The organism is Varibaculum cambriense (assembly GCF_022133705.1).
GTDB lineage: Bacteria > Actinomycetota > Actinomycetes > Actinomycetales > Actinomycetaceae > Varibaculum > Varibaculum cambriense_A.
In genome coordinates this window covers 18,858-36,560 of record NZ_JAKNHJ010000007.1, presented here as the reverse complement: position 1 = coordinate 36,560, position 17,703 = coordinate 18,858, and the positions used below count along the sequence as shown (strand labels likewise).

Below are 17,703 nucleotides of genomic sequence, written 5' to 3'. Positions count from 1 at the left end.
TCTATTTTTATTGCTGTCTGATAAGACGCTCCTGGTTATCGGCGCGTCTTCCTTAATATGTATTGGATCCCTGCCCGGTAGCCTATTCGCCAACCTTCACCGGGCGTTGCTCGCGAGCGGACTTTTCCGCTGCTTCTGCTAGCAGCAAAGCCTGCGCACCATCCTCGATAGAGGGGGTAGGCCTGCCACCTTCCTTAACTATGGAAATAAACTGGTTTAGCTCAGCCGCATAGGCGTCGGCGTAGCGAGTTAGGAAGAAATCCAGGTACGGTTCGCGGGACAGAGAATAGCTGTCTTTAGAAAGCGAGACCGTGGTAGGACGCTGGTTATCGGCGTTTAGTTGTCCATCATGGCCGGTTACCTCTAGGCGCTGATCGTAACCAGTGGCACAATGACGATTATTGATAATGGTGGCTACTGCTCCCGACTTGGCGGTTAGCACAATCACCGCGGCGTCATAGTCGTTGCAAGCCGCGATTTCGGGATCTAGGTTCTGCGGGATGGTAGTGACGGTGTCAATGTCTCCCAGCAAGAAACGAGCCATATCGAAATCATGGATAGTCATATCTTTGAAGATTCCCCCGGAAACTTTAATGTAGTCCGCCGGAGGAGCCGCCGGGTCGCGCGAAATAATGGTTACTTGCTCAATTTCACCGATCTCGCCCTTATCCATCAGCTCTTTTACCCGTGCAAAAGAGGGGTCAAAACGGCGGTTGAAGCCCATCATCACCGTGGGATCTAGCCCCTTGAGCGCCTCGCGCAGTTCTTCAACTTTCGCGGTTTCCATGGCAACGGGTTTTTCGCACAGCGCAGCTTTACCGGATTTAGCAGCAGCGATGATATGAGGAACGTGCAGCGGAGTGGGAGAACCGATGATCACGGCATCAATATCGGGGTTATCCCAAATTTCTTTTTCGTCGGTTACTCCGCGTCCCCCGTATTCTTTAGCGAGTTCGTCAGCCGCTTCTTGGCGGATATCAAAAACTACTTCTAGAGAAGCATCGGGGTTGGCCGCTAGGGTTTTTGCGTGAACGTGCCCGATTCGTCCGGCACCCAGTAATCCAAATTTCAACATAAAACAACTCTGTTCTCTGCAGGGGAGTAACTAGCTCCCATTCCTTTGTCCTTACAATAAACAAGAATAAAGGAATAAAACACGAATGTAAATACATAAACAAAAATATTTCGGTAAAACCGATAACCATTTTGCTATGTATAGCGGCACCCCGTCGCGCTTTCGGAGATACAGGTAGCCGCATCAGATAGGAGGACGCGCACGTCCTCCTAGGGAAAAACTCAAATAAAACGCTACTTCCAGCGCAGTAGCATTAAAAAGCCTCCGAAAGCCACGCCCAGACCCAAGGCTAGATTCCAGTTACCGGCATTGGGGATGGGGTAGGAACCCGAAGAAATGTAGTAAATAACCACCAGTACCAGGCCGACCAGCATTAACGCTACCGAAAGCGGTGCCCACCAACTGGGGGAAGGCTTCATATCAGCAGCCCAAGACTTATTTAATTCCTCTGGCTGTTGTTCGCGGTGGGGCTTAGCGCCTTTACGCTTACGAGACTCCGGCACGAGGTGACCTCCAAAAGTAGGGTTTTAGTAGCTAGGTTCATTCTAGTGTTATTGGCGCTGCAGACCTAGTTAGATTCGTTTTCCGGTAAATTAATCTAGGATGATACCAGGACATCAGGTCCCGAACCCACAGTAAGCGAACTCGGAAGAATATGAGTAGGAAAACCAAGCAAGCGCGGTCAACGACCAATAACCGTCGGCACCGTTTTGATCCCATTGCAGCTTTCGGCGAGCTGCTAATTATCACGGGATTACTGGCCGGGCTCTTCGCGTTCTGGGACGTTTTTGTCACCGACTGGCAGGTTGCCAGTTATAACCAGAAAGCTTTAACCTCGTTCCAACAGGCCAATAAGTCCTGTCCCAATCGTATTTCGAAGGACGAACGCACTAGCGCCCCTCCCAGCGGGGGAATCAAGCAAGAGAATGAAACCCTAGGGGCGCTGCATGTTCCAAAATGGAACTATATGGTGGTTCCAGTTAAAGAAGGAACTACGCAAACCATTTTGAATACCGGGGCTGCCGGACACTATGAAACGACCGCGCTGCCAGGACAAATCGGAAACTTCTCGGTTGCCGCCCACCGTCGTTCCTTTGGATCTAACTTCCGCCGGATCGATGTGTTAAAACCCGGGGACACCGTGGTGATGGAGACCGCAAATGAGTGGCTAATCTATAAGGTCAGAGACCATAAGATTGTGCTCCCCACCCAATCGGATGTGATCTTACCGGTGCCAGAAAAACCGGGGGAGCAGCCCAGCGAACGATTAATGACTATGACCACCTGCAACCCGGAGTATGGCAACTGGGAGCGTTATATCGTGCATCTAACTTTCAATCACTGGGTGCCCAGAGATAGCGGTATCCCTAAGGAACTGGCAGAAGGAGGCAACGCATGTGCGGGCTAATCTGGGATCTACTGCCCGGCCCGAGGTGGCTGAAATTCCTACAGGTAGTGCTGATAATCGCCCTCATCATTATGGCCTGCTTTTGGTGGCTATTCCCCTGGATCTCCCAGACCCTGGATCTAACCGGTACCACCGTGGGTAGCCCCCAAGGATACAGCACTAGCCAGGCAAGCTGGTTATAAGCTGGCAACACAGCACCTGCCGCTAACTGGGTATACTCGCAGCTAGCGGCCAGGGGATGGCGAACCTAAGGGGTAGAACTGCTCGCGGAAGGCTCCGAGCTGGCATTATCTCCCGTTGGCGAGGTAGACGGGGAAGACGAAGGGCCTGGTGAGGGCGCAGGCGGCGTCTTCGCCACTTTAACCGTGACCGAGCTGCCTACCTTAACCCGTCCCGAAGGATCCACCGCAATGATTTGCCCATTGGGAGCCGCAGTGGTTTCTTCAGTGACCGTATTCGTCTGCAAACCTAAATCAGCTAGGTACTTCAGTCCCTGCTCTTGAGATTTACCCACTACCTGCCCGGAATCGATCGATACGTAACCGGAAGCAAGTACCAGAATAATTTCTTCATCCTTGCTGGCAGAAGAGCCCGCTTCCGGAGTGGTGCGAATAACCCGATCGGCTGCAACTTTGGAATCGTCCTCGTATTTGACCGAGCCGACCTGCAAACCCGCATCCTCTAAGGTCTTCCGAGCTGCATCTTGGGTTTGTCCCGAAACATCGGGGACAGTAATTTCGGCAGCACCTGAAGACAGCTGGATAGTCACCGTTGAACCTGGATCCACCATCGATCCCGGTTTAGGATCGGTAGCTGCGACTTTACCTTTGTCTACGGTTTCAGAAGCGATAGCTTGCCCCTGCTTCATAACCAAACCCAGGTCTTTTAAGCTGCGTTGCGCCTCGATAGCGCTCATTCCGATAATGTTCTCGGGAATGGCCACTTGTTCGGGTTCCTGGTTCTTATTGGAAGCGATCAGCCACCAAACCACCGCGATGAGGGCGATTGCCACTAATATCCCAATGACTACTGCCCAAATAGTTTTTCTCTTCTTTTTCTTTTGGGCAATCTCCTTTTCCTCGTCCTCGTTATCCGGATCCTCTCCCAGAACCTGTGACCACTGGGCGGGAGCATAGGAAGTGTGGGGGGCAGCAATGCCTTCGGTCGGCGTGGTAACTGGTAGTGGTGGCAGCATCGGGGCAGAAATAGCAGCTCCGGCGGCCGCCCGCACCATATCCGAACGCATAGAAGCCGCATCCTGATAGCGTTCCTCGGGTCGCTTAGCCAGTGACTTCATCACCATGCGGTCAAGTTCGGGGCTAATATCGGCGGCAATAGCAGAAGGCAGCGGCGGCATTTCTGCCACATGCTGGTAGGCAACCGAAACTGCGGAATCTCCTTTGAAAGGTGCCCGTCCAGTCAGCAGTTCAAATAACATGCAACCGCAAGAGTACAGGTCAGAGCGGGTATCTACAGTTTCACCACGTGCCTGCTCGGGGGATAGGTATTGCGCGGTTCCCACCACCGCATCGGTACTGGTCATGGTCTGTCCCGAGTCTTCTAAGGCACGGGCAATCCCAAAATCCATAACCTTGATTTTTCCGCTATTGGTAAGCATCACGTTGCCGGGCTTAATATCCCGGTGTACCAGGCCGCGTTTATGGGAATACTCAAGGGCATTGAGTACCCCCGACATGATTTCGACGGCCTCGTTAATCGGTACCGGTTGGCCATCAGTAAGGAGTTGGTGCACCGTGTGTCCTTCTACCAGCTCCATGACGATATAGGGAACGTGCACCTCGGTGCCGTCAGGGGCAGTCACCACCTGTTCGCCAGTGTCATAGACCTGCACGATGTTTTCATGATTTAGGGAAGCAGACGCCAAGGCCTCGCGCCGAAAACGCGTCAGGAATACCGTGTCCTTCGCCAGGTCTATACGCAGCATTTTTATCGCTACCACCCGCGAGAGCAGGGTGTCGTAGGCCTGGTGTACTTCCGCCATTCCCCCTCTGCCGATGAGGGAACGGATTTCGTAGCGTCCTCCGCCTATGCGGTATGGAGATTCTGCCATGGGTCTTCCTTTTGTTCCGAAACTACCAATATTACAGCTTTTTGTTTAGGGATCACCGGTGCGGGGGCAGCGGAATAAACCAGGCTAGCCCCCAGGCTTAAAGCGGTTACCAGCATCCACAAAATCAGGGTTACTAATACCAGATATAGCGGAGAACGAGGCGTGGCGTTTCCATGTCTAGCTCTGGAAACATCTTGGTTCCACCATTTCCGGCTCAAGAAGGGCGCTTTTTCGTAGGGGCGACGTAATCTAGCTACCTGCGCCGCTAAGGGGTCAACCGGTCTTATGCCTATCTGGGATTCTAGCCTGCGACTCCAAGCCGCTAAAGGTGCCGTTAGGGAGGGAGCAGGGGCTGGTGCCGCTGGCGAAGGTAGCTTGGCATAACGAGGGGGCGCACTCGTTTTACGCCAGTTAAGCGCTTGCGGCAAGGAACGCAGACGTTCTAATTGCGAGCGGGGCCGGGAAGCAGAAACTGGAGGTATCAGCGCCGCGAACTCGCGAGGACGTTCGCGCAGGCGCACTCGTTGTTGCCAGGATTTCTCGGGCAAAGGCACCGAATCCGGTAGGATCTGGGGAGCCGGAACCGTCCCTCCGGAAAGATAGAGCATGGGGGAGCCATCTTCTTCTCTAGGAGCGCTAGCGGCGGGTCGAGGCTGCCAGGTGGCGTCTTTCGCGGTCGCGGCAGCTGCTGCCGGCTCATCAATATCGGGCGAGGGCGGCCGTTGCCGGGAAGTAAGGCTCTCCTTACCGGAGGTGCTGGCAGGTAAAGGTGTGTGTACTGCCTGATCTAGTTGCGCTATTTCTTCCAGATCCTCTTGCAGATTTTCTAGATCGGCAGGTTCGGCAGCTATCTGATCTGCCGCTTTGTCTGCCACCTCTGCGGATTCTGCAGGTTCTGCTAGATTGGCGGCTAGCTCCCCGGCCTCAGGAACGCTGGCTTCCGCAATGGGGGCAGCTAGCGAGTCGCCTGCGGAATTAAGCGCCTGTTGCACTTCCTCTAAACGTTGCATTAAGGCATCTGCACTGGCCAGACGTTTTTGAGGTTCTTTTTCAAGCAGCTCCATCACCAGTTCACGCAAACTGGGAGCCACAGAATCAGGCAGGGCAGGCACCGGTTTGTTGACATGGGCGAAAGCAATATCTACCGGTTTGTCACCGCTGAAGGGGCGCTTGCCGGCTAGAGCTTCATACGCGATAACCCCCAGGGCATAGAGGTCACCTGCGGGAGTAGCTGGCTGTCCCATCGCTTGTTCAGGCGGCAGATACTGCGCGGTACCCATAACCATCCCCGCCTGTGTTAAGTTAACTTGCCCCGGAGCCTTAGAAATCCCGAAATCGGTTAGTTTTACTTCTCCCGTAGGAGTAACCATAATGTTGCCTGGTTTAATATCCCGGTGGACAATGCCGGCACCATGTACTGCACTGAGAGCATCAGCGGTCTGGTACAAAACTGATAACAGGAAATCAGTCTCTAAAATGTGTTCCTGATCCAGGATTTCGGTTAGTGAAACCCCATCGACCAGTTCCATACTGATCCAGCCCAGACCGGCGTCCTCTCCTGAGGCGTGTACCTCCGCTAAGTTCGGGTGATGAACCCGAGAAGCGTTATAGGCTTCAATCTGCAACCGGGACAGGAAAAGCTTTTTGCCCGCCAGTTCCGGGCGGAGAATTTTAAGCGCCAGCCTTTCGCCAGTTTTTTCATCCAGCGTCTGCCAAACCTCTCCCATACCGCCGATCGCAAGACGAGAAAGCAGCAGGTAACGCTCCGAAATCTTCATCCCCACTTTTAAGGAAGCAACCGCTTTTTGCGCGTTGGTGGCTTGTCCAGTAGCAGTCGCTGCCGGTTCCAAAGGAGTTGACATTTCGGCTTCCCCGGCGCGCGGCGGGACAGGTAATACGTGACTATCAGTCATGATTCATCGCCGCCTGTACCACTTGTTTTGCTACCGGTCCGGCAACCGGTCCGCCGTGAGGGGTGGGGTTGGAGTTATCGCCCTCAATTACTACCGCGAAAGCCAGAGGCAGATTAGGGGTATCTGCCCAGCCCACATACCAGGCATCGGTTTTATTGCCACCGGTTTGGGCAGTTCCCGTTTTAGCGCCCATCTCTACCCCGGCAACCCGGCCAGTTTCGCCGGTTCCCTCGGTAACGGTGGCGATCATCATCTGTCTAAGCTGCGCGGCGACCTCTTTAGAGATCGGTTTTCCGAGTTTGCCCCCGGAACGATAAGTTCTGGTGGCTTTCCCATCTGATCCCAACTCGGCAGCCACCAGGAAGGGACGCATCTGAGTTCCCTGATTGGCTACCGCTGCAGCTACGGTAGCCATCATTAGCGGTGAAGTGCGCACCTCGTATTGCCCGATCGCACTCATCATAGTGGAAGCTATCCCCGGATCGGAGGAAGGGAAATAAGATTTTTGGACTGGCAGCGGAATCTTTAAATCAGTCTTGGGATTGAATCCAAAAGCCTCGGTTTTGTCTTTTAATGCCTGATACCCCAAGTCTTGACCGATCTTAGCGAAAGGCGTGTTACAAGAATACGCAAAGGCATAGGTGAAAGTGGGATGGCCATTTCCGCATCTCGTGGATTCAATATTGGAAATCTTTGCTCGCGAGCCGGGCAGTGGCACCGAGACGGGAGCATCCACGGCGTCCTCAGGCTTGCGGATTTGCTGTTCTAGGGCGGCAGCAGCAGTAATGATTTTAAAAGCCGAACCGGGAGGATATTCTCCGCGCAAAGCCCGATCTAGCATGGGTTTTGATGGGTCTGCCTGTAGCTGCTTCAAGGTCTGTTGTGACTGTTTTTCACTGCCGGTCGCTAAAGAGCTGGGATTAAATCGCGGGGTAGTAACCGCTGCGAGGATTGCCCCACTTTGATAGTTAAGGGCAACTACCGCACCTTTATGATTGCCGAGTGCCTGCGCGGCGGCCTGTTGAATCTGCGGATCAATAGTAAGGAGAATCCCTCCACCTTTTTGATTCTCGCCAGCTGCATATTTTAGTAACTGGGATAAGGCCTGGCTGGAGGCTTCTCCCATTAGTACCGAGTTCTGCAGCCGTTCCATCCCGGTAGCGTTACCTCCCGGGGAAAGATAACCGGTCAGGTTTGAGTACAGCGGTGCCTGCTCGGAGTAAACCCGGTGGTAGCGCTTGCGGTAACCGGTAGAGTCTTTCGTGGGCTCTGAAGCCGCAATCGCGTTTTCGCCCACCATAATGGGGCCACGTTCAATATATTTGGAACGGTAAAAGGCGCGAGAATTGCGCCCATCGGCGTTCAAAGAATCGGCGCCCAGGAATTGGATATAGGTGCACGCCACCATCAACGATAAAAACATGACAAAAACTACGAAGAAAAGCCGTTTAATCTGTGGATTCATGACGTTCACCTCCCGGAACTGGTCGCGCAGGAAAAGCGGCATCAGGGGCTGCCGGGCTGGAAAGCGACTGCACCGATGAGGCACGTTTCGCTGGCTGTCCGCTGGGATGGGAAGTAGCGGGGGAGGCTTGGTTAGTGCGGCTAGCAGTCTTAGCCTCCAGCGAGGCAGAGCGTTTCTCTTGCTGGCGAGCAATGATTGCTTCTAGTTCGGCGGTATCGATAACTCCGCTCTCGGTTCTAACCGGCTGGCGCGCCTCGCTAGATAGGCGCAGCAGCAAGGCCAAGATCACCCAGTTGGCGACCAGTGAAGATCCACCCGCGGCCACAAAAGGCAAGGTGAGTCCGGTAGAGGGGATTACTCGGGTTAATCCTCCGACTACCACGAACACTTGGAATCCGATGGTGAAAGCAAACCCGGTAGCCAAAAGCTTTCCAAAGCTGTCACGCACGATCAAGGCAGTACGCAGCCCGCGTTCTACGAAAATAAGATACAGCGTGAGCAGAGCAAGGGAGCCGGTTAGACCCAGTTCTTCCCCGAGGGAAGCAAAAATAAAGTCCGAGTTCGCGAAGGGGGTTAGGGAGGGCGAACCTTGCGCCCAACCGGTACCGAGAATACCGCCGTCAGCCATCCCAAATAGCCCGGAGACTAACTGTCCCGATCCCCCGATGGGGCGGGAATAGATTTCTGGATCGAGGGCGTGCAGCCAGACATCAATGCGCGCTTGCACATGCGAAAACAGACGAGAAGCTAAGAACACTGCGGGCGCGAACAGGATCGCTCCGATTAGCAGCCAGGAAGTTTGATTGGTGGCCACATATAGCATGGCTACGAATAAACCGAAGATTAGCAGGGAAGTACCCAAGTCCCGCTCGAATACCAAAATCAAAATGGAGGCTGCCCACACCACCAGGAGGGGACCGAGATCCCGCAGGCGCGGCAGGCGCATTCCCAGCAGCGATTTTCCGCCTTGGATTAAGGCTTCCCGCCGGGTAGTTAAATATCCGGCAAAGAAAATCGCTAAACAAATCTTGGCTACCTCGGAGGGCTGGATGGAAAACCCGATATTAATCCAGATGCGAGCACCATTGATACTACGTCCGATGAACGGCGCTAAGGGCAGCAGTAACAGTACAATTGCCAGCAGCATCGACAGATAAGTGTAGTTACGCAGCTTGCGGTAGTCACGAACTACTGCCAGCGTAATCACCATCAAAACTACGCCTATCAGGGTAAATAATGCTTGTTTGAATCCAATATACAGGATCGAATCTGGGCCATATGCCAAATCTAGGCGGTAAATCATCACCAGCCCGATACCATTTAAAGCCAAAACTGCAGGTAAAAGTACTGGGTCAGCGTAGGGCGCGAGGAAACGAACCGCTAGATGAGTGGCGAGGGCGAAGGCTCCCAGTACGCACATATGCAATACGAAGGAAGTGGGCAGTGCCCCAGTGCGGTTAACATTAATCGAGAAATACCCCAAGAAACACATCGCCAGGGCGATCACTATTAGCAATAGTTCCGCCAGCCGGCCAGTAGGGTGTTTTATCTTTGGCACCAGTACATTACCCCCTTCCTATATCTGCTCTCTCATCTTGGTGGTTCGAATTCTTGATGCTTATGGTTAGTTAGGAGTTACTAGCTGAGCTTGATGAGGAAGGTTCAGCGCTTGAAGATGCTTCCGATTCTTGCGTGGTTTCCTCTGCGGTAGTAGCCGGGGATTTAGTTTCGGAAATCGAAGTTGACGTGGGCGGCGGGGTGGGGTTGGGGCGTTCCGACATTCCGTACCACACAGCAGTGGCAAATAGGGCTAGCAGGACGATCAGTCCCACAATCACGCCGATGATTCTTCCCCAGCGATATTTGGGGGCAGAGTCTTCCTCAGTTAAAGATTCCGTCGGTATTGCCGCCCGCGCCTGACTAAAAGAATCGTCCTCATCCTCGTCCTCGTTATCTGTTTGATCTTGAATGGCAGGATCGGATGCGTCCTGGTCGTCTCTGACCGCTTCGTCGCCGGGGTTTTCTGTTTGTTGGCTACGGAGCTCAGCCAGCCGGTCGGTAGCGGCCGCCCCCACTATTTGAGGTTCTTTATCTTGCGGATCCTCAACAATATCGGCAACCACGCAAGTGATATTGTCCGGTCCGCCCGCTTTTAGCGCCAGTTCTACTAGAGTTTCACAGGCCTGTTGCGGAGTTTTGCTCCGGTAAAGAATCTTGCCAATGGTGGGGCCAGAAACAAAGCCGCATAGTCCGTCAGAGCAAAGCAACCAGCGGTCACCTATTGTGAAGTCGGGTTGGGATTCGTCAAGATTCACGTCCTCTTGGGAATCTCCCAGCACTCGCAATAGCACGGAGCGCTGAGGATGATTCTCAGCCTGTTCAGGGGTTAGCTGTCCCGTATCTACCAGGTATTGCACGAAAGAATGATCATTGGTCATTTGCCGCAATTCTCCGCCGCGCAAACGGTAGGCACGCGAATCCCCAATATGGGTCATAGTGATAGCGTTTTGGCTGCGACGAATCGCGATACAAGTAGTGCCCAGGCCGGCTAATGCCGGATCTTGGGTGGAGCGTTCGCACAGTTCCTGGTGTGCCTGGGCTATTGCTTCCCGCAGGCTTTCGAGAGCCTCCTCGGGGGTATCTGCTTCGGTGTCGAGGGAACGTAAATGATCAATCGCAATCGAGGAGGCAATATCGCCCCCGGCAGGCCCACCCATCCCATCTGCTAATACCAGCAGGTTAGGTCCGGCGTAACCGGAATCCTGGTTAGATTGGCGGATCTTGCCGATATCAGACAGGGCGGCATAGTTGAATCCGATGCTCATCTAGTTAGCTCCATTGTTGTTTGTCCAATCCGCACTACCATTCCCGGCTCTAAAAGCTGAGCACTGGTGAGACGGTTGTTGCCAAGGTACGTTCCGTTCGTTGAGTTTAAGTCCTCGATAAACCATTGCCCGTCACGGTAATAGATGCGGGCATGTCGATTGGAGGCGTAAGAATCCTGCAGAGGCACCGTACAGTCCCCGGAGCGCCCTAAAAGGATTGGTTGTCCATCCAGTTTTAACCGATTGCCGGCTAAGGCACCCCCCGTGAAAGCTAAGTAGCGAGGGCGACCCCCACGTTTGCTTTTACGAGGTTTAGATTTTTCAGGTTGCCGGCTAGCTTTCCGGGAGCGACTGGTTGGGGTTTTTGCGGAGGCGGTGGCGGCCAGGGAAATATCGCGGCGTAACACTACCGCTAATCCGATAACTAGCAGCCACAATAGGGCTACGAAACCGAATCGTAAAATAGTGTATAAAAGTCCAACTGCCACGATTATCGCCTACTATTCATCCGCGCTTGAAGTCCAAAATAGCAGGTGGGTGCGGCCGATCGTTAGTTCGTTACCGTCTAAGAGAGTGGCGGCACTGATGCGATGTCCTTCCACATAGGATCCGTTAGTCGATCCCAGATCGGTGGCGATTACCCCTTGGGGAGTAATCCGCAGTTCTAGGTGACGTCGGGATACTCCCGGATCGTGGACTACGATATCGGCTTCCGATCCGCGACCGATCACCGTGACCGGCTCGGTCAGTAGCCACTGTTGACCCTCAATATCAATGATCGGATGGGAGGGGCTGGCGCCGGCGGTAGTTACCGGTGCGGCCGGCCCGCGGCGGATCGAGTTATCGATTTTCAGCTCCCCTAGCGGGTGGTCACCGGCAGAGAATACTACTTCTACCGGCCCGACAAACACGTAGCTTTGTTCGGTGGCATACGCGGTAGCGTCTTGGGCGAGTTCTTGCGAAAGCACCTGCGAGTTAGCCGCCATCACCGATTCGTAGTCTTTTTGGTTGAGCAACACCTGGTATTCGTTCGGTACCACCACCCGGCCGTCACTCAAAGTGGCGCGGGAGTTATCCATGCTCTCACGTATAGCCGTTTTTACATCCACGGCTTTAATCGAGCTGGCGAACATCTTCGAAAAAGGGGCGTTTACCCCTAAAGAAACGGCTTTTTCGAAGCGGTCAACCACTCCCATATTTTCGTCCTCTCCTGTAAATCGTAGAATCTACGGTCAGTGCCTGCGGCTCGCTGTTATAAGCAGCCGGACATTGCCGGTGCTAACTGCGCGCAGTAGACATACCTAAGTTCAAGGTTAATCGAAAATTCGCTAATAAGTATTATCCCAGGGTTAATAGGGCGAATTTATAGCAACTTATTAGGGGCTAGCAGCTACTGACAGTCGGTAGATTCTTGCTTAGTATAGGAAAAACAGAATTATTACTTGTGAAACGTAACGCCTTTTGCTCCTGGGCTTGCTCCCGCCTTTGGTTTCGGGGTAGATTTCTATTCGTTGGTTAACGCGTCTGAGCGTTAAACCCGAGCGCAAGTGGCGGAATTGGTAGACGCGCACGGTTCAGGTCCGTGTGCCCTTTACCGGGCATGGGGGTTCAAGTCCCCCCTTGCGCACCGAAAAATAAGGCTCTGACCAGCAAGAACGCAAGGGTCAAAATAAAAATTGTCTCCGCGTTGTCAGAACGTTGTCAGATGAAAACAGTTAGCTAACTATTTTCAGGCTCGCGGATCGCTCGCGGGCGGGTTAAGGGGGGTCTATTTCGTTCCCTCCCTAGCGTGGATCGCGCGGGCTTGTTCTTGCTACTGCCACCGCTGGCGGGTCGCTCGCGGATACGTTTTTCTAAAATCTCCAGACCTGTACAAAATAAAATCAACAGCACTCCCAGGTGCGCGCGAGATACCCCGGGGGCGGGGTCTCCCCTCCCTGCTTGGTGGTTACAACGTAAAACAGACCAAGGGGCGAAAAATAAAAAATGCCGGGGGGATAAATCGCTAAACTGTCGGTGCGCACAACACCAAGGGGGCGGGGTGTGGTAGCCCGCGAGCGCAAAATAAAGCGGGTTTCAGTAAGCGACAGGGGTGGGCGCGTATATCGTGTTTTAACGGTTTTAGCGTGGTTCTAGTACCTGGGTAGCGGGAAGGGCTGTTAGTGGCTTCTAGCATGCCTAGGACACGCGAGAGACGGGGGCGTGAAACGCTACCCCATAGCTAGGGCGTGGGGTGGCGGTTTACCACCTCACCACTTACCCCGTTAAGGGGGGTGGCAAAATGCCGCCACCTTTAAAACTTTGGTTCTACGCGCGCGCGTGCGCGCGGGCGCGCGATAGGGGGGGGGCTATCTTGCCGGGGGGTGAAACAGCACCACCCGAACAGTGAGCCGGGCGGGTTCCGGGTAGTGATTAAAACGCCCTCTATGCCATGCCAAGTGGTACGGTCGCGGTTATCTCGATTAAAGCCGGAATGTCTGACGCGTTGCGTTCTTGACGGTGCAAGGCTTGCGTGTTGAGTTGTTCGCGAGCGTCCCTTAATGGGCGTTGATTATTATTTTACCGCAACCGCGTTAGCGGCGCGGGGGGCTGTGGATAACTTGCGGTTAGGTTTCCTTTCTTGCCGGGTAGCCGTGCGCACCCGCAACAGGGAAAGCACCCTAAGCAAGTACGCACAGCCACCAATCAGGACTAAAAGCTATAAGCGGCGGCAACAGTTTCTAGCCAGTCTTTCCCTTCATCCTCTGGTGTGCGCATTCGGGGCGCACCCTCAAACCCGCGATAAGCATCTAGTTTGGTTTGCGCTTTCAAAATCGCGTCAGACACGCGCGGATCAGCCTGGGACTTGAATAGCTCTTGCAGACCGTCTAGCACAGTTTCAAGGCGTTCAATCTCGCGCGCCGTGTAAGCCTCATAATCCAGTGTTTCGTTTTCATCGTTCATTATCTTTATCCTTTCTAAAATCTCGCTCGCGAACACCCGCGAGTGATAACTAACGGTGATAGCCCTAAAGGGGGCTATCTTTCCTAATTGCCTATTCCTAGTAATCCCTTAGTAAGCGCTTAGTAATCGCTTACGCTTTGCCCTGTTCACAAGGTGTTAGCGCCTTCTTAAATCACTTACTAAGCTCTTACTAAGCTGTTACTAATCGCTTAGTAATCGCTTACGGTTTGCGCTGGTCAGATTTCACGGTTTTCGCCTCTCTGCCGCTGCCTATGCCGGGCTTGATTACGGGCGTTATATTGCCGCCTTCGCTCTCTTTCGGCATATAGGGTTTGCGCTGACCAGTCCAGCCGGTAGCCGTCCTCGTTATCCAACTGTTCAAGATCGCCGGCTTTAAGTAGTTCGCTAACCGCGTCTTGTCTGAAACGTTTAATAAGGTAGTCGGTAGGGTCAAGCCATTGTTCCGGAACATAACCGTCCAAATCATTATCAAGGCACATTGCCGTTAAATAATGCCGCAACATATAGGCGGGCGGGGTTAATAGGCCAGACGCGCCGCGCAATAGATCGCCGGTATTCTGTCGCAAATCTAACCGCGAGTGAGCCGCTGACCGTTCATAAATAAGCGGTTCAAACTCGGGCGGGGCGATAATCTGGTTCTTGCGCCTTCTCTGGTTAGGCTGCATGGTGTCCCCCAATCCGGCGGCGGGCTGAATGAATCGTGTTATCTACTTCCCACGCGGTTAAGCCAGTAGCTAACGCGGCCTGTCGCAAGCCTTGCCAGTCCGTAGCCGCGCCGGTTAGATCGTTTTGCTGCATACGACACGCCGCCCAAAAAAGGGCATTATTCCTCGTTCCCTGCCTTGCTTGCGCAACGGTTGCCAGCAGACCGCTAACCATGTTCGCACCCGCTATCGGGTTAAAGCCCGCGCGGCTAACACGCTTGCCGGGTAAGGGTTGCGGGCGCGGGGGGCGCTCTATCAGTTTCCCTAACGCTTGCGGGTACGGCGGCGGGGTGAAAAACTCGTTACCCTCCCAACGGTACGGCTTGCCGGTTTCAGGATGAAGCGATGGCGGCGCGACACAGAAACCGCCATGCGTTTTAACGTCCACACCGGGCAAGGCTGTTCCGTCATCGCAAATAACCTGACCAAATAGCGGGGTAAACCCTTCCAGGCGCGCCGGGCGTTGATAATACAGGTGACACCCGCCATCACCGCGCCCGCTAACCACGATAGGACACCGGGTAAGTTTTCCCCCGATAGCAGCCTCTAGCGCTTCGAGTGTGCCACCGTTGCGCGGGTCAATATCAATAACCGCTATGTGAGGCGGTACGGCTAGCCCAATGAGCGCGCGCGGCCATTCCTTCCACCATTGCCGGATTAACTCCGGGTTTCCGCTGGCAGATTTCGCGCCATGCGTTAGCTCTAGCGCCCGCGAGTAATAAGGCGCTTTAGCGGGTTTCCCTGCCTGTTTGCCGTCTTGTTCTAGGCATGGCAACACTTGCCAGCCGCAAGCGGCATAACGCAACGCGGCTGATAGAATCGGGTTAGGGTTGGTTAGCTCGTTTTCCCCCGGTTGTTTCCTATATGGCCGGGGGGTTTCGTTTAGCCTCATGGGTTACGCCGCCCCCTTACCTTTAACGGGGTTAATATTCGGCTGCAACCACTCGATTAGCGCGGCGGTTTCAATACGGACAACGCGGCCACGTCTCACAGCCGGTAAACCGTCACGGTAAACCCAATGACGCGCCGTGTTAGTAGCAACGCCTGCAAATCGCGCGGCCTCCTTAATCGACAGGTAGCGCGGTAACTGTTCCTCTTGGTGGTTATATTCTGTTCGCATAGCTTTCCCTTTTCTGGTTAGCTGTGCATTTCCCGCCGGGGTATGAAAAAGGCGGTCAATGCACGATTAAGTACACTGACCACCTGCAAGTAAATTTTAATCTCGGTCTGAGCCTCTCAGAAAGACATGATGTTAAACAGTCATGCCAATTCTTGCCGCGATGGTGAACGGGCGTTCTCTCCAAGATCGCGATAATAACCGGTCTTAGCAAGTCCAGTATATACCAGAAAGAACGCTAATGCGTTCCGTGCTGTTCTTTTAACTTGTTTGTCATTGCGTCAGATAGTATTTCCAACCTTTCAGCGGATATGTAACGGCTTTTACCAATCTGGCTATCTAACCATTCGGCAACATCGTTAAACAACAGAAAAAAATAAGTGGTGTCGCACACTGGGCACGTCAAAATAACTTTACCGGGTAGGTAGTTCATCACTAGACCGGAATTGCGTTGATGTTCTGCATGCCAAAGGGCTTTATAAGTTTTATCAATAACATCATTACTAAACTTAGCTTTATTTTTTTCTTGTTCTTCGTGGATGCGTTTCAGCTGTCTAAGGGGGCGGGTGCTCTTTGTTCCAACCGTTTTAAGTTTCCAGTATGAGCGAACTTTTAGCGAGCAACTGATAACGCCATCTATGCTAAAAGGGATATTGTCAGGCTTTCCAGACCTGACCGGTTCAATATATGCAAGCGGGGTTCTTACCCCGCCTTTTTGGTTTCGGTGTGCTTCATCGCGCCGGCCACACCAGACTTTAAGCACTCGCGGCTTCTCGTTTTCGCTCATGCGCTTAGCCCTTTCTGGGTTGGTAACTTTAGCACGTTATCGCGTCCGCTCGCGGCGGTTGTGAAGGCGTCCCCTAAACCGTTTAGCGCTTTCGCGGTCTGCTCTTGGAAAGCGTGAGTATAACGCCTGGTTATTGAGCTTTCGGCGTGTCCTAGAATCGCTTGAACAGTAACCGCCGGTATCCCGGCTTCTGCCAGCAGACTAGCGGCGCTGTGTCTCAGGTCGTGGCTCGTGCGTGGCTCTATCCCTAGCCGTTTACACGCCCGGCGCATGGCTTGCCCTATGCCGGTTGTATCGCGGGGGCGTTCTGGATCACGCGGGGAAGGAAACAATAAACCATCTTTACCAAACGCCGCGAAAGCCTCCAAGTGTCGTTTTATTTCGCTTTCCAAGGCGGGCGGTATCGGTAGCACTCGGAAAGATGTTGCAGTTTTCGGGGCGGCGTCCGCGTCTAAGGTCTTACCAACGCCGGTAGTTGCCCTGTCCACGGTCAATAACTGTTTATCCCAATCGAAAGATGATCGGGTTAGCCCTCTAAGTTCGCCAGCGCGTAAACCTAGCAGACCGCCTAGCAATATCCACAAACGCAAGCATGGCGGGGTTATCTTGTCCGCGAGCGCTATTAGTTCGTTCATGGTTAGCGGGGCGGCTTCGTGTCGCTGGGACTTGGTGGCATGGATTTTCTTGCCGGATTTTCTTAGCCGGTAGATCGGGCGCTCTGCTGGGTTCTTTTCGATTACCTCAAAATCTTTAACCGCTTCGTTCATCATGGCGTTAAACAACTCTAGCGGGCGTTTATAGCCCGGGCGGGTCAGGTCGAAAGTGTTAAGCCAGGCGGTCACTTGTTGCGGGGTGATCGCCTTAATAGGTTTATCCCCCCAATAGGGTTTAATCCAGTGGTTGTAGTTGCTTAGTTCTTTTCGATATGTTTCGGTTGAGTGTCGGTCTTTGCGAGCCGCAAGCGATAATTCTGCGAACTCTCCAAAGGTTAGCGCGTCTGCTTCTGCTAGGCGGGCGGCTTCTTCTGCTTCTTCCGCGAGCTGTTCCGGGCTTTTCCAGTTTCCAGAATCAATAGCGGCTTTTTCTTTTGCGAGCCAGCTAACCGCCGCTTCTTTAACCGCGAACGTTTGAGGGGCTGTGATCCGCGCGGCGCGCGTCTCTATCCCCTGCATATCGGGGCGTTGGTAATCAGCGCGATAACGTCCAGATTTTAACCGTAGTATGCGCCCAAAATGTGACGTTGCCATGTTTCCCCCTTGTTTCGGCTCGCGTTTTCGTTGTCAGAACGTTGTCAGAACGTTGTCAGATGAAACGTAGTTAAATGATATCAAATGCGTTTAGGTGAAGTCTAGCAACCAGCGGAAACAATACGTT

General features: G+C 53.5%; 17 protein-coding genes and 1 tRNA gene. 3 read left to right on the top strand and 15 right to left on the bottom strand.

All coding sequences use genetic code 11. From position 1 onward, the window contains the following. Positions 1 to 82: 82 nt before the first annotated feature. The gene (gene iolG, locus L0M99_RS04575; RefSeq protein ID WP_024059863.1) at positions 83 to 1,075 is read right to left on the bottom strand and encodes an inositol 2-dehydrogenase; all 993 of its coding nucleotides are present in this window, start codon (positions 1,073 to 1,075) and stop codon (positions 83 to 85) included. 233 nt (positions 1,076 to 1,308) lie between these two features. Then, positions 1,309 to 1,578, bottom strand: coding sequence for a cell division protein CrgA (locus tag L0M99_RS04570; protein ID WP_238127916.1), 270 nt, complete (start codon positions 1,576 to 1,578; stop codon positions 1,309 to 1,311). Between the two features lie 152 nt (positions 1,579 to 1,730). On the opposite strand from L0M99_RS04570, the gene L0M99_RS04565 reads away from it, so the two are divergent. After that, positions 1,731 to 2,483, top strand: a complete 753-nt coding sequence (locus tag L0M99_RS04565) for a class E sortase (RefSeq protein ID WP_024059861.1) — start codon at positions 1,731 to 1,733, stop codon at positions 2,481 to 2,483. Next, positions 2,471 to 2,665, top strand: a complete 195-nt coding sequence (locus L0M99_RS04560) for a hypothetical protein (protein WP_238127915.1) — start codon at positions 2,471 to 2,473, stop codon at positions 2,663 to 2,665. The genes L0M99_RS04565 and L0M99_RS04560 overlap by 13 nt, the downstream gene beginning before the upstream one ends. Positions 2,666 to 2,730: 65 nt before the next feature. On the opposite strand, the gene pknB is transcribed toward L0M99_RS04560, so the two are convergent. The 7 genes from pknB to L0M99_RS04525 form a co-directional block, all read right to left on the bottom strand. Continuing rightward, a complete protein-coding gene (gene pknB / locus L0M99_RS04555) occupies positions 2,731 to 4,554 on the bottom strand; it encodes a Stk1 family PASTA domain-containing Ser/Thr kinase (protein WP_238127914.1) in 1,824 nt (607 codons plus the stop codon). Then, the gene (locus L0M99_RS04550) at positions 4,530 to 6,467 is read right to left on the bottom strand and encodes a serine/threonine-protein kinase (RefSeq protein WP_238127913.1); all 1,938 of its coding nucleotides are present in this window, start codon (positions 6,465 to 6,467) and stop codon (positions 4,530 to 4,532) included. Before L0M99_RS04550 ends, pknB begins: the two co-directional genes overlap by 25 nt. Further along, positions 6,460 to 7,932, bottom strand: a complete 1,473-nt coding sequence (locus L0M99_RS04545) for a penicillin-binding transpeptidase domain-containing protein (RefSeq protein WP_238127912.1) — start codon at positions 7,930 to 7,932, stop codon at positions 6,460 to 6,462. Before L0M99_RS04545 ends, L0M99_RS04550 begins: the two co-directional genes overlap by 8 nt. Then, positions 7,916 to 9,490, bottom strand: a complete 1,575-nt coding sequence (locus tag L0M99_RS04540) for an FtsW/RodA/SpoVE family cell cycle protein (protein WP_238127911.1) — start codon at positions 9,488 to 9,490, stop codon at positions 7,916 to 7,918. Before L0M99_RS04540 ends, L0M99_RS04545 begins: the two co-directional genes overlap by 17 nt. Positions 9,491 to 9,560: 70 nt before the next feature. After that, complete coding sequence (locus tag L0M99_RS04535; RefSeq protein ID WP_024059853.1) at positions 9,561 to 10,757, bottom strand: PP2C family protein-serine/threonine phosphatase; 1,197 nt, start codon at positions 10,755 to 10,757, stop codon at positions 9,561 to 9,563. Beyond that, positions 10,754 to 11,245: an FHA domain-containing protein FhaB/FipA gene (locus L0M99_RS04530; RefSeq protein WP_024059852.1), complete on the bottom strand. Its 492-nt coding sequence runs from the start codon at positions 11,243 to 11,245 to the stop codon at positions 10,754 to 10,756. Before L0M99_RS04530 ends, L0M99_RS04535 begins: the two co-directional genes overlap by 4 nt. Positions 11,246 to 11,257: 12 nt before the next feature. Continuing rightward, a complete protein-coding gene (locus L0M99_RS04525; protein WP_238127910.1) occupies positions 11,258 to 11,953 on the bottom strand; it encodes an FhaA domain-containing protein in 696 nt (231 codons plus the stop codon). A gap of 345 nt (positions 11,954 to 12,298) precedes the next feature. Here L0M99_RS04525 and L0M99_RS04520 point away from each other — a divergent pair. Continuing rightward, a tRNA-Leu gene (locus L0M99_RS04520) sits at positions 12,299 to 12,384 on the top strand. A gap of 1,064 nt (positions 12,385 to 13,448) precedes the next feature. Here L0M99_RS04520 and L0M99_RS04515 read toward each other — a convergent pair. The 6 genes from L0M99_RS04515 to L0M99_RS04490 all read right to left on the bottom strand — a co-directional run bounded on the left by L0M99_RS04515 (position 13,449) and on the right by L0M99_RS04490 (position 17,576). Beyond that, positions 13,449 to 13,700 carry a hypothetical protein gene (locus tag L0M99_RS04515; protein ID WP_024059850.1) on the bottom strand — a complete coding sequence of 84 codons (252 nt, stop codon included), beginning with the start codon at positions 13,698 to 13,700 and terminating at the stop codon, positions 13,449 to 13,451. A 236-nt stretch (positions 13,701 to 13,936) separates the two neighbouring features. Further along, entirely contained in the window at positions 13,937 to 14,386 is a 450-nt protein-coding gene (locus L0M99_RS04510) for a hypothetical protein (protein WP_024059849.1), read from the bottom strand. Next, complete coding sequence (locus tag L0M99_RS04505; protein WP_024059848.1) at positions 14,376 to 15,317, bottom strand: bifunctional DNA primase/polymerase; 942 nt, start codon at positions 15,315 to 15,317, stop codon at positions 14,376 to 14,378. Before L0M99_RS04505 ends, L0M99_RS04510 begins: the two co-directional genes overlap by 11 nt. A 3-nt stretch (positions 15,318 to 15,320) precedes the next feature. Then, positions 15,321 to 15,545, bottom strand: coding sequence for a helix-turn-helix domain-containing protein (locus tag L0M99_RS04500; protein ID WP_024059847.1), 225 nt, complete (start codon positions 15,543 to 15,545; stop codon positions 15,321 to 15,323). A 235-nt stretch (positions 15,546 to 15,780) separates the two neighbouring features. Continuing rightward, entirely contained in the window at positions 15,781 to 16,329 is a 549-nt protein-coding gene (locus L0M99_RS04495; RefSeq protein WP_024059846.1) for a hypothetical protein, read from the bottom strand. Further along, positions 16,326 to 17,576, bottom strand: a complete 1,251-nt coding sequence (locus L0M99_RS04490; protein ID WP_024059845.1) for a tyrosine-type recombinase/integrase — start codon at positions 17,574 to 17,576, stop codon at positions 16,326 to 16,328. The genes L0M99_RS04495 and L0M99_RS04490 overlap by 4 nt, the downstream gene beginning before the upstream one ends. Between the last annotated feature and the right edge of the window lie 127 nt (positions 17,577 to 17,703).

Excerpts from the sequence above, each read along its gene's own strand:
- iolG (WP_024059863.1), bottom strand. The coding sequence starts at position 1,075 with ATGTTGAAATTTGGATTACTGGGTGCCGGACGAATCGGGCACGTTCAC.
- L0M99_RS04565 (WP_024059861.1), top strand. The coding sequence starts at position 1,731 with ATGAGTAGGAAAACCAAGCAAGCGCGGTCAACGACCAATAACCGTCGG.
- L0M99_RS04560 (WP_238127915.1), top strand. The coding sequence starts at position 2,471 with ATGTGCGGGCTAATCTGGGATCTACTGCCCGGCCCGAGGTGGCTGAAA.
- pknB (WP_238127914.1), bottom strand. The coding sequence starts at position 4,554 with ATGGCAGAATCTCCATACCGCATAGGCGGAGGACGCTACGAAATCCGT.
- L0M99_RS04550 (WP_238127913.1), bottom strand. The coding sequence starts at position 6,467 with ATGACTGATAGTCACGTATTACCTGTCCCGCCGCGCGCCGGGGAAGCC.
- L0M99_RS04545 (WP_238127912.1), bottom strand. The coding sequence starts at position 7,932 with ATGAATCCACAGATTAAACGGCTTTTCTTCGTAGTTTTTGTCATGTTT.
- L0M99_RS04535 (WP_024059853.1), bottom strand. The coding sequence starts at position 10,757 with ATGAGCATCGGATTCAACTATGCCGCCCTGTCTGATATCGGCAAGATC.
- L0M99_RS04525 (WP_238127910.1), bottom strand. The coding sequence starts at position 11,953 with ATGGGAGTGGTTGACCGCTTCGAAAAAGCCGTTTCTTTAGGGGTAAAC.
- L0M99_RS04515 (WP_024059850.1), bottom strand. The coding sequence starts at position 13,700 with ATGAACGATGAAAACGAAACACTGGATTATGAGGCTTACACGGCGCGC.
- L0M99_RS04510 (WP_024059849.1), bottom strand. The coding sequence starts at position 14,386 with ATGCAGCCTAACCAGAGAAGGCGCAAGAACCAGATTATCGCCCCGCCC.
- L0M99_RS04505 (WP_024059848.1), bottom strand. The coding sequence starts at position 15,317 with ATGAGGCTAAACGAAACCCCCCGGCCATATAGGAAACAACCGGGGGAA.
- L0M99_RS04500 (WP_024059847.1), bottom strand. The coding sequence starts at position 15,545 with ATGCGAACAGAATATAACCACCAAGAGGAACAGTTACCGCGCTACCTG.
- L0M99_RS04495 (WP_024059846.1), bottom strand. The coding sequence starts at position 16,329 with ATGAGCGAAAACGAGAAGCCGCGAGTGCTTAAAGTCTGGTGTGGCCGG.
- L0M99_RS04490 (WP_024059845.1), bottom strand. The coding sequence starts at position 17,576 with ATGGCAACGTCACATTTTGGGCGCATACTACGGTTAAAATCTGGACGT.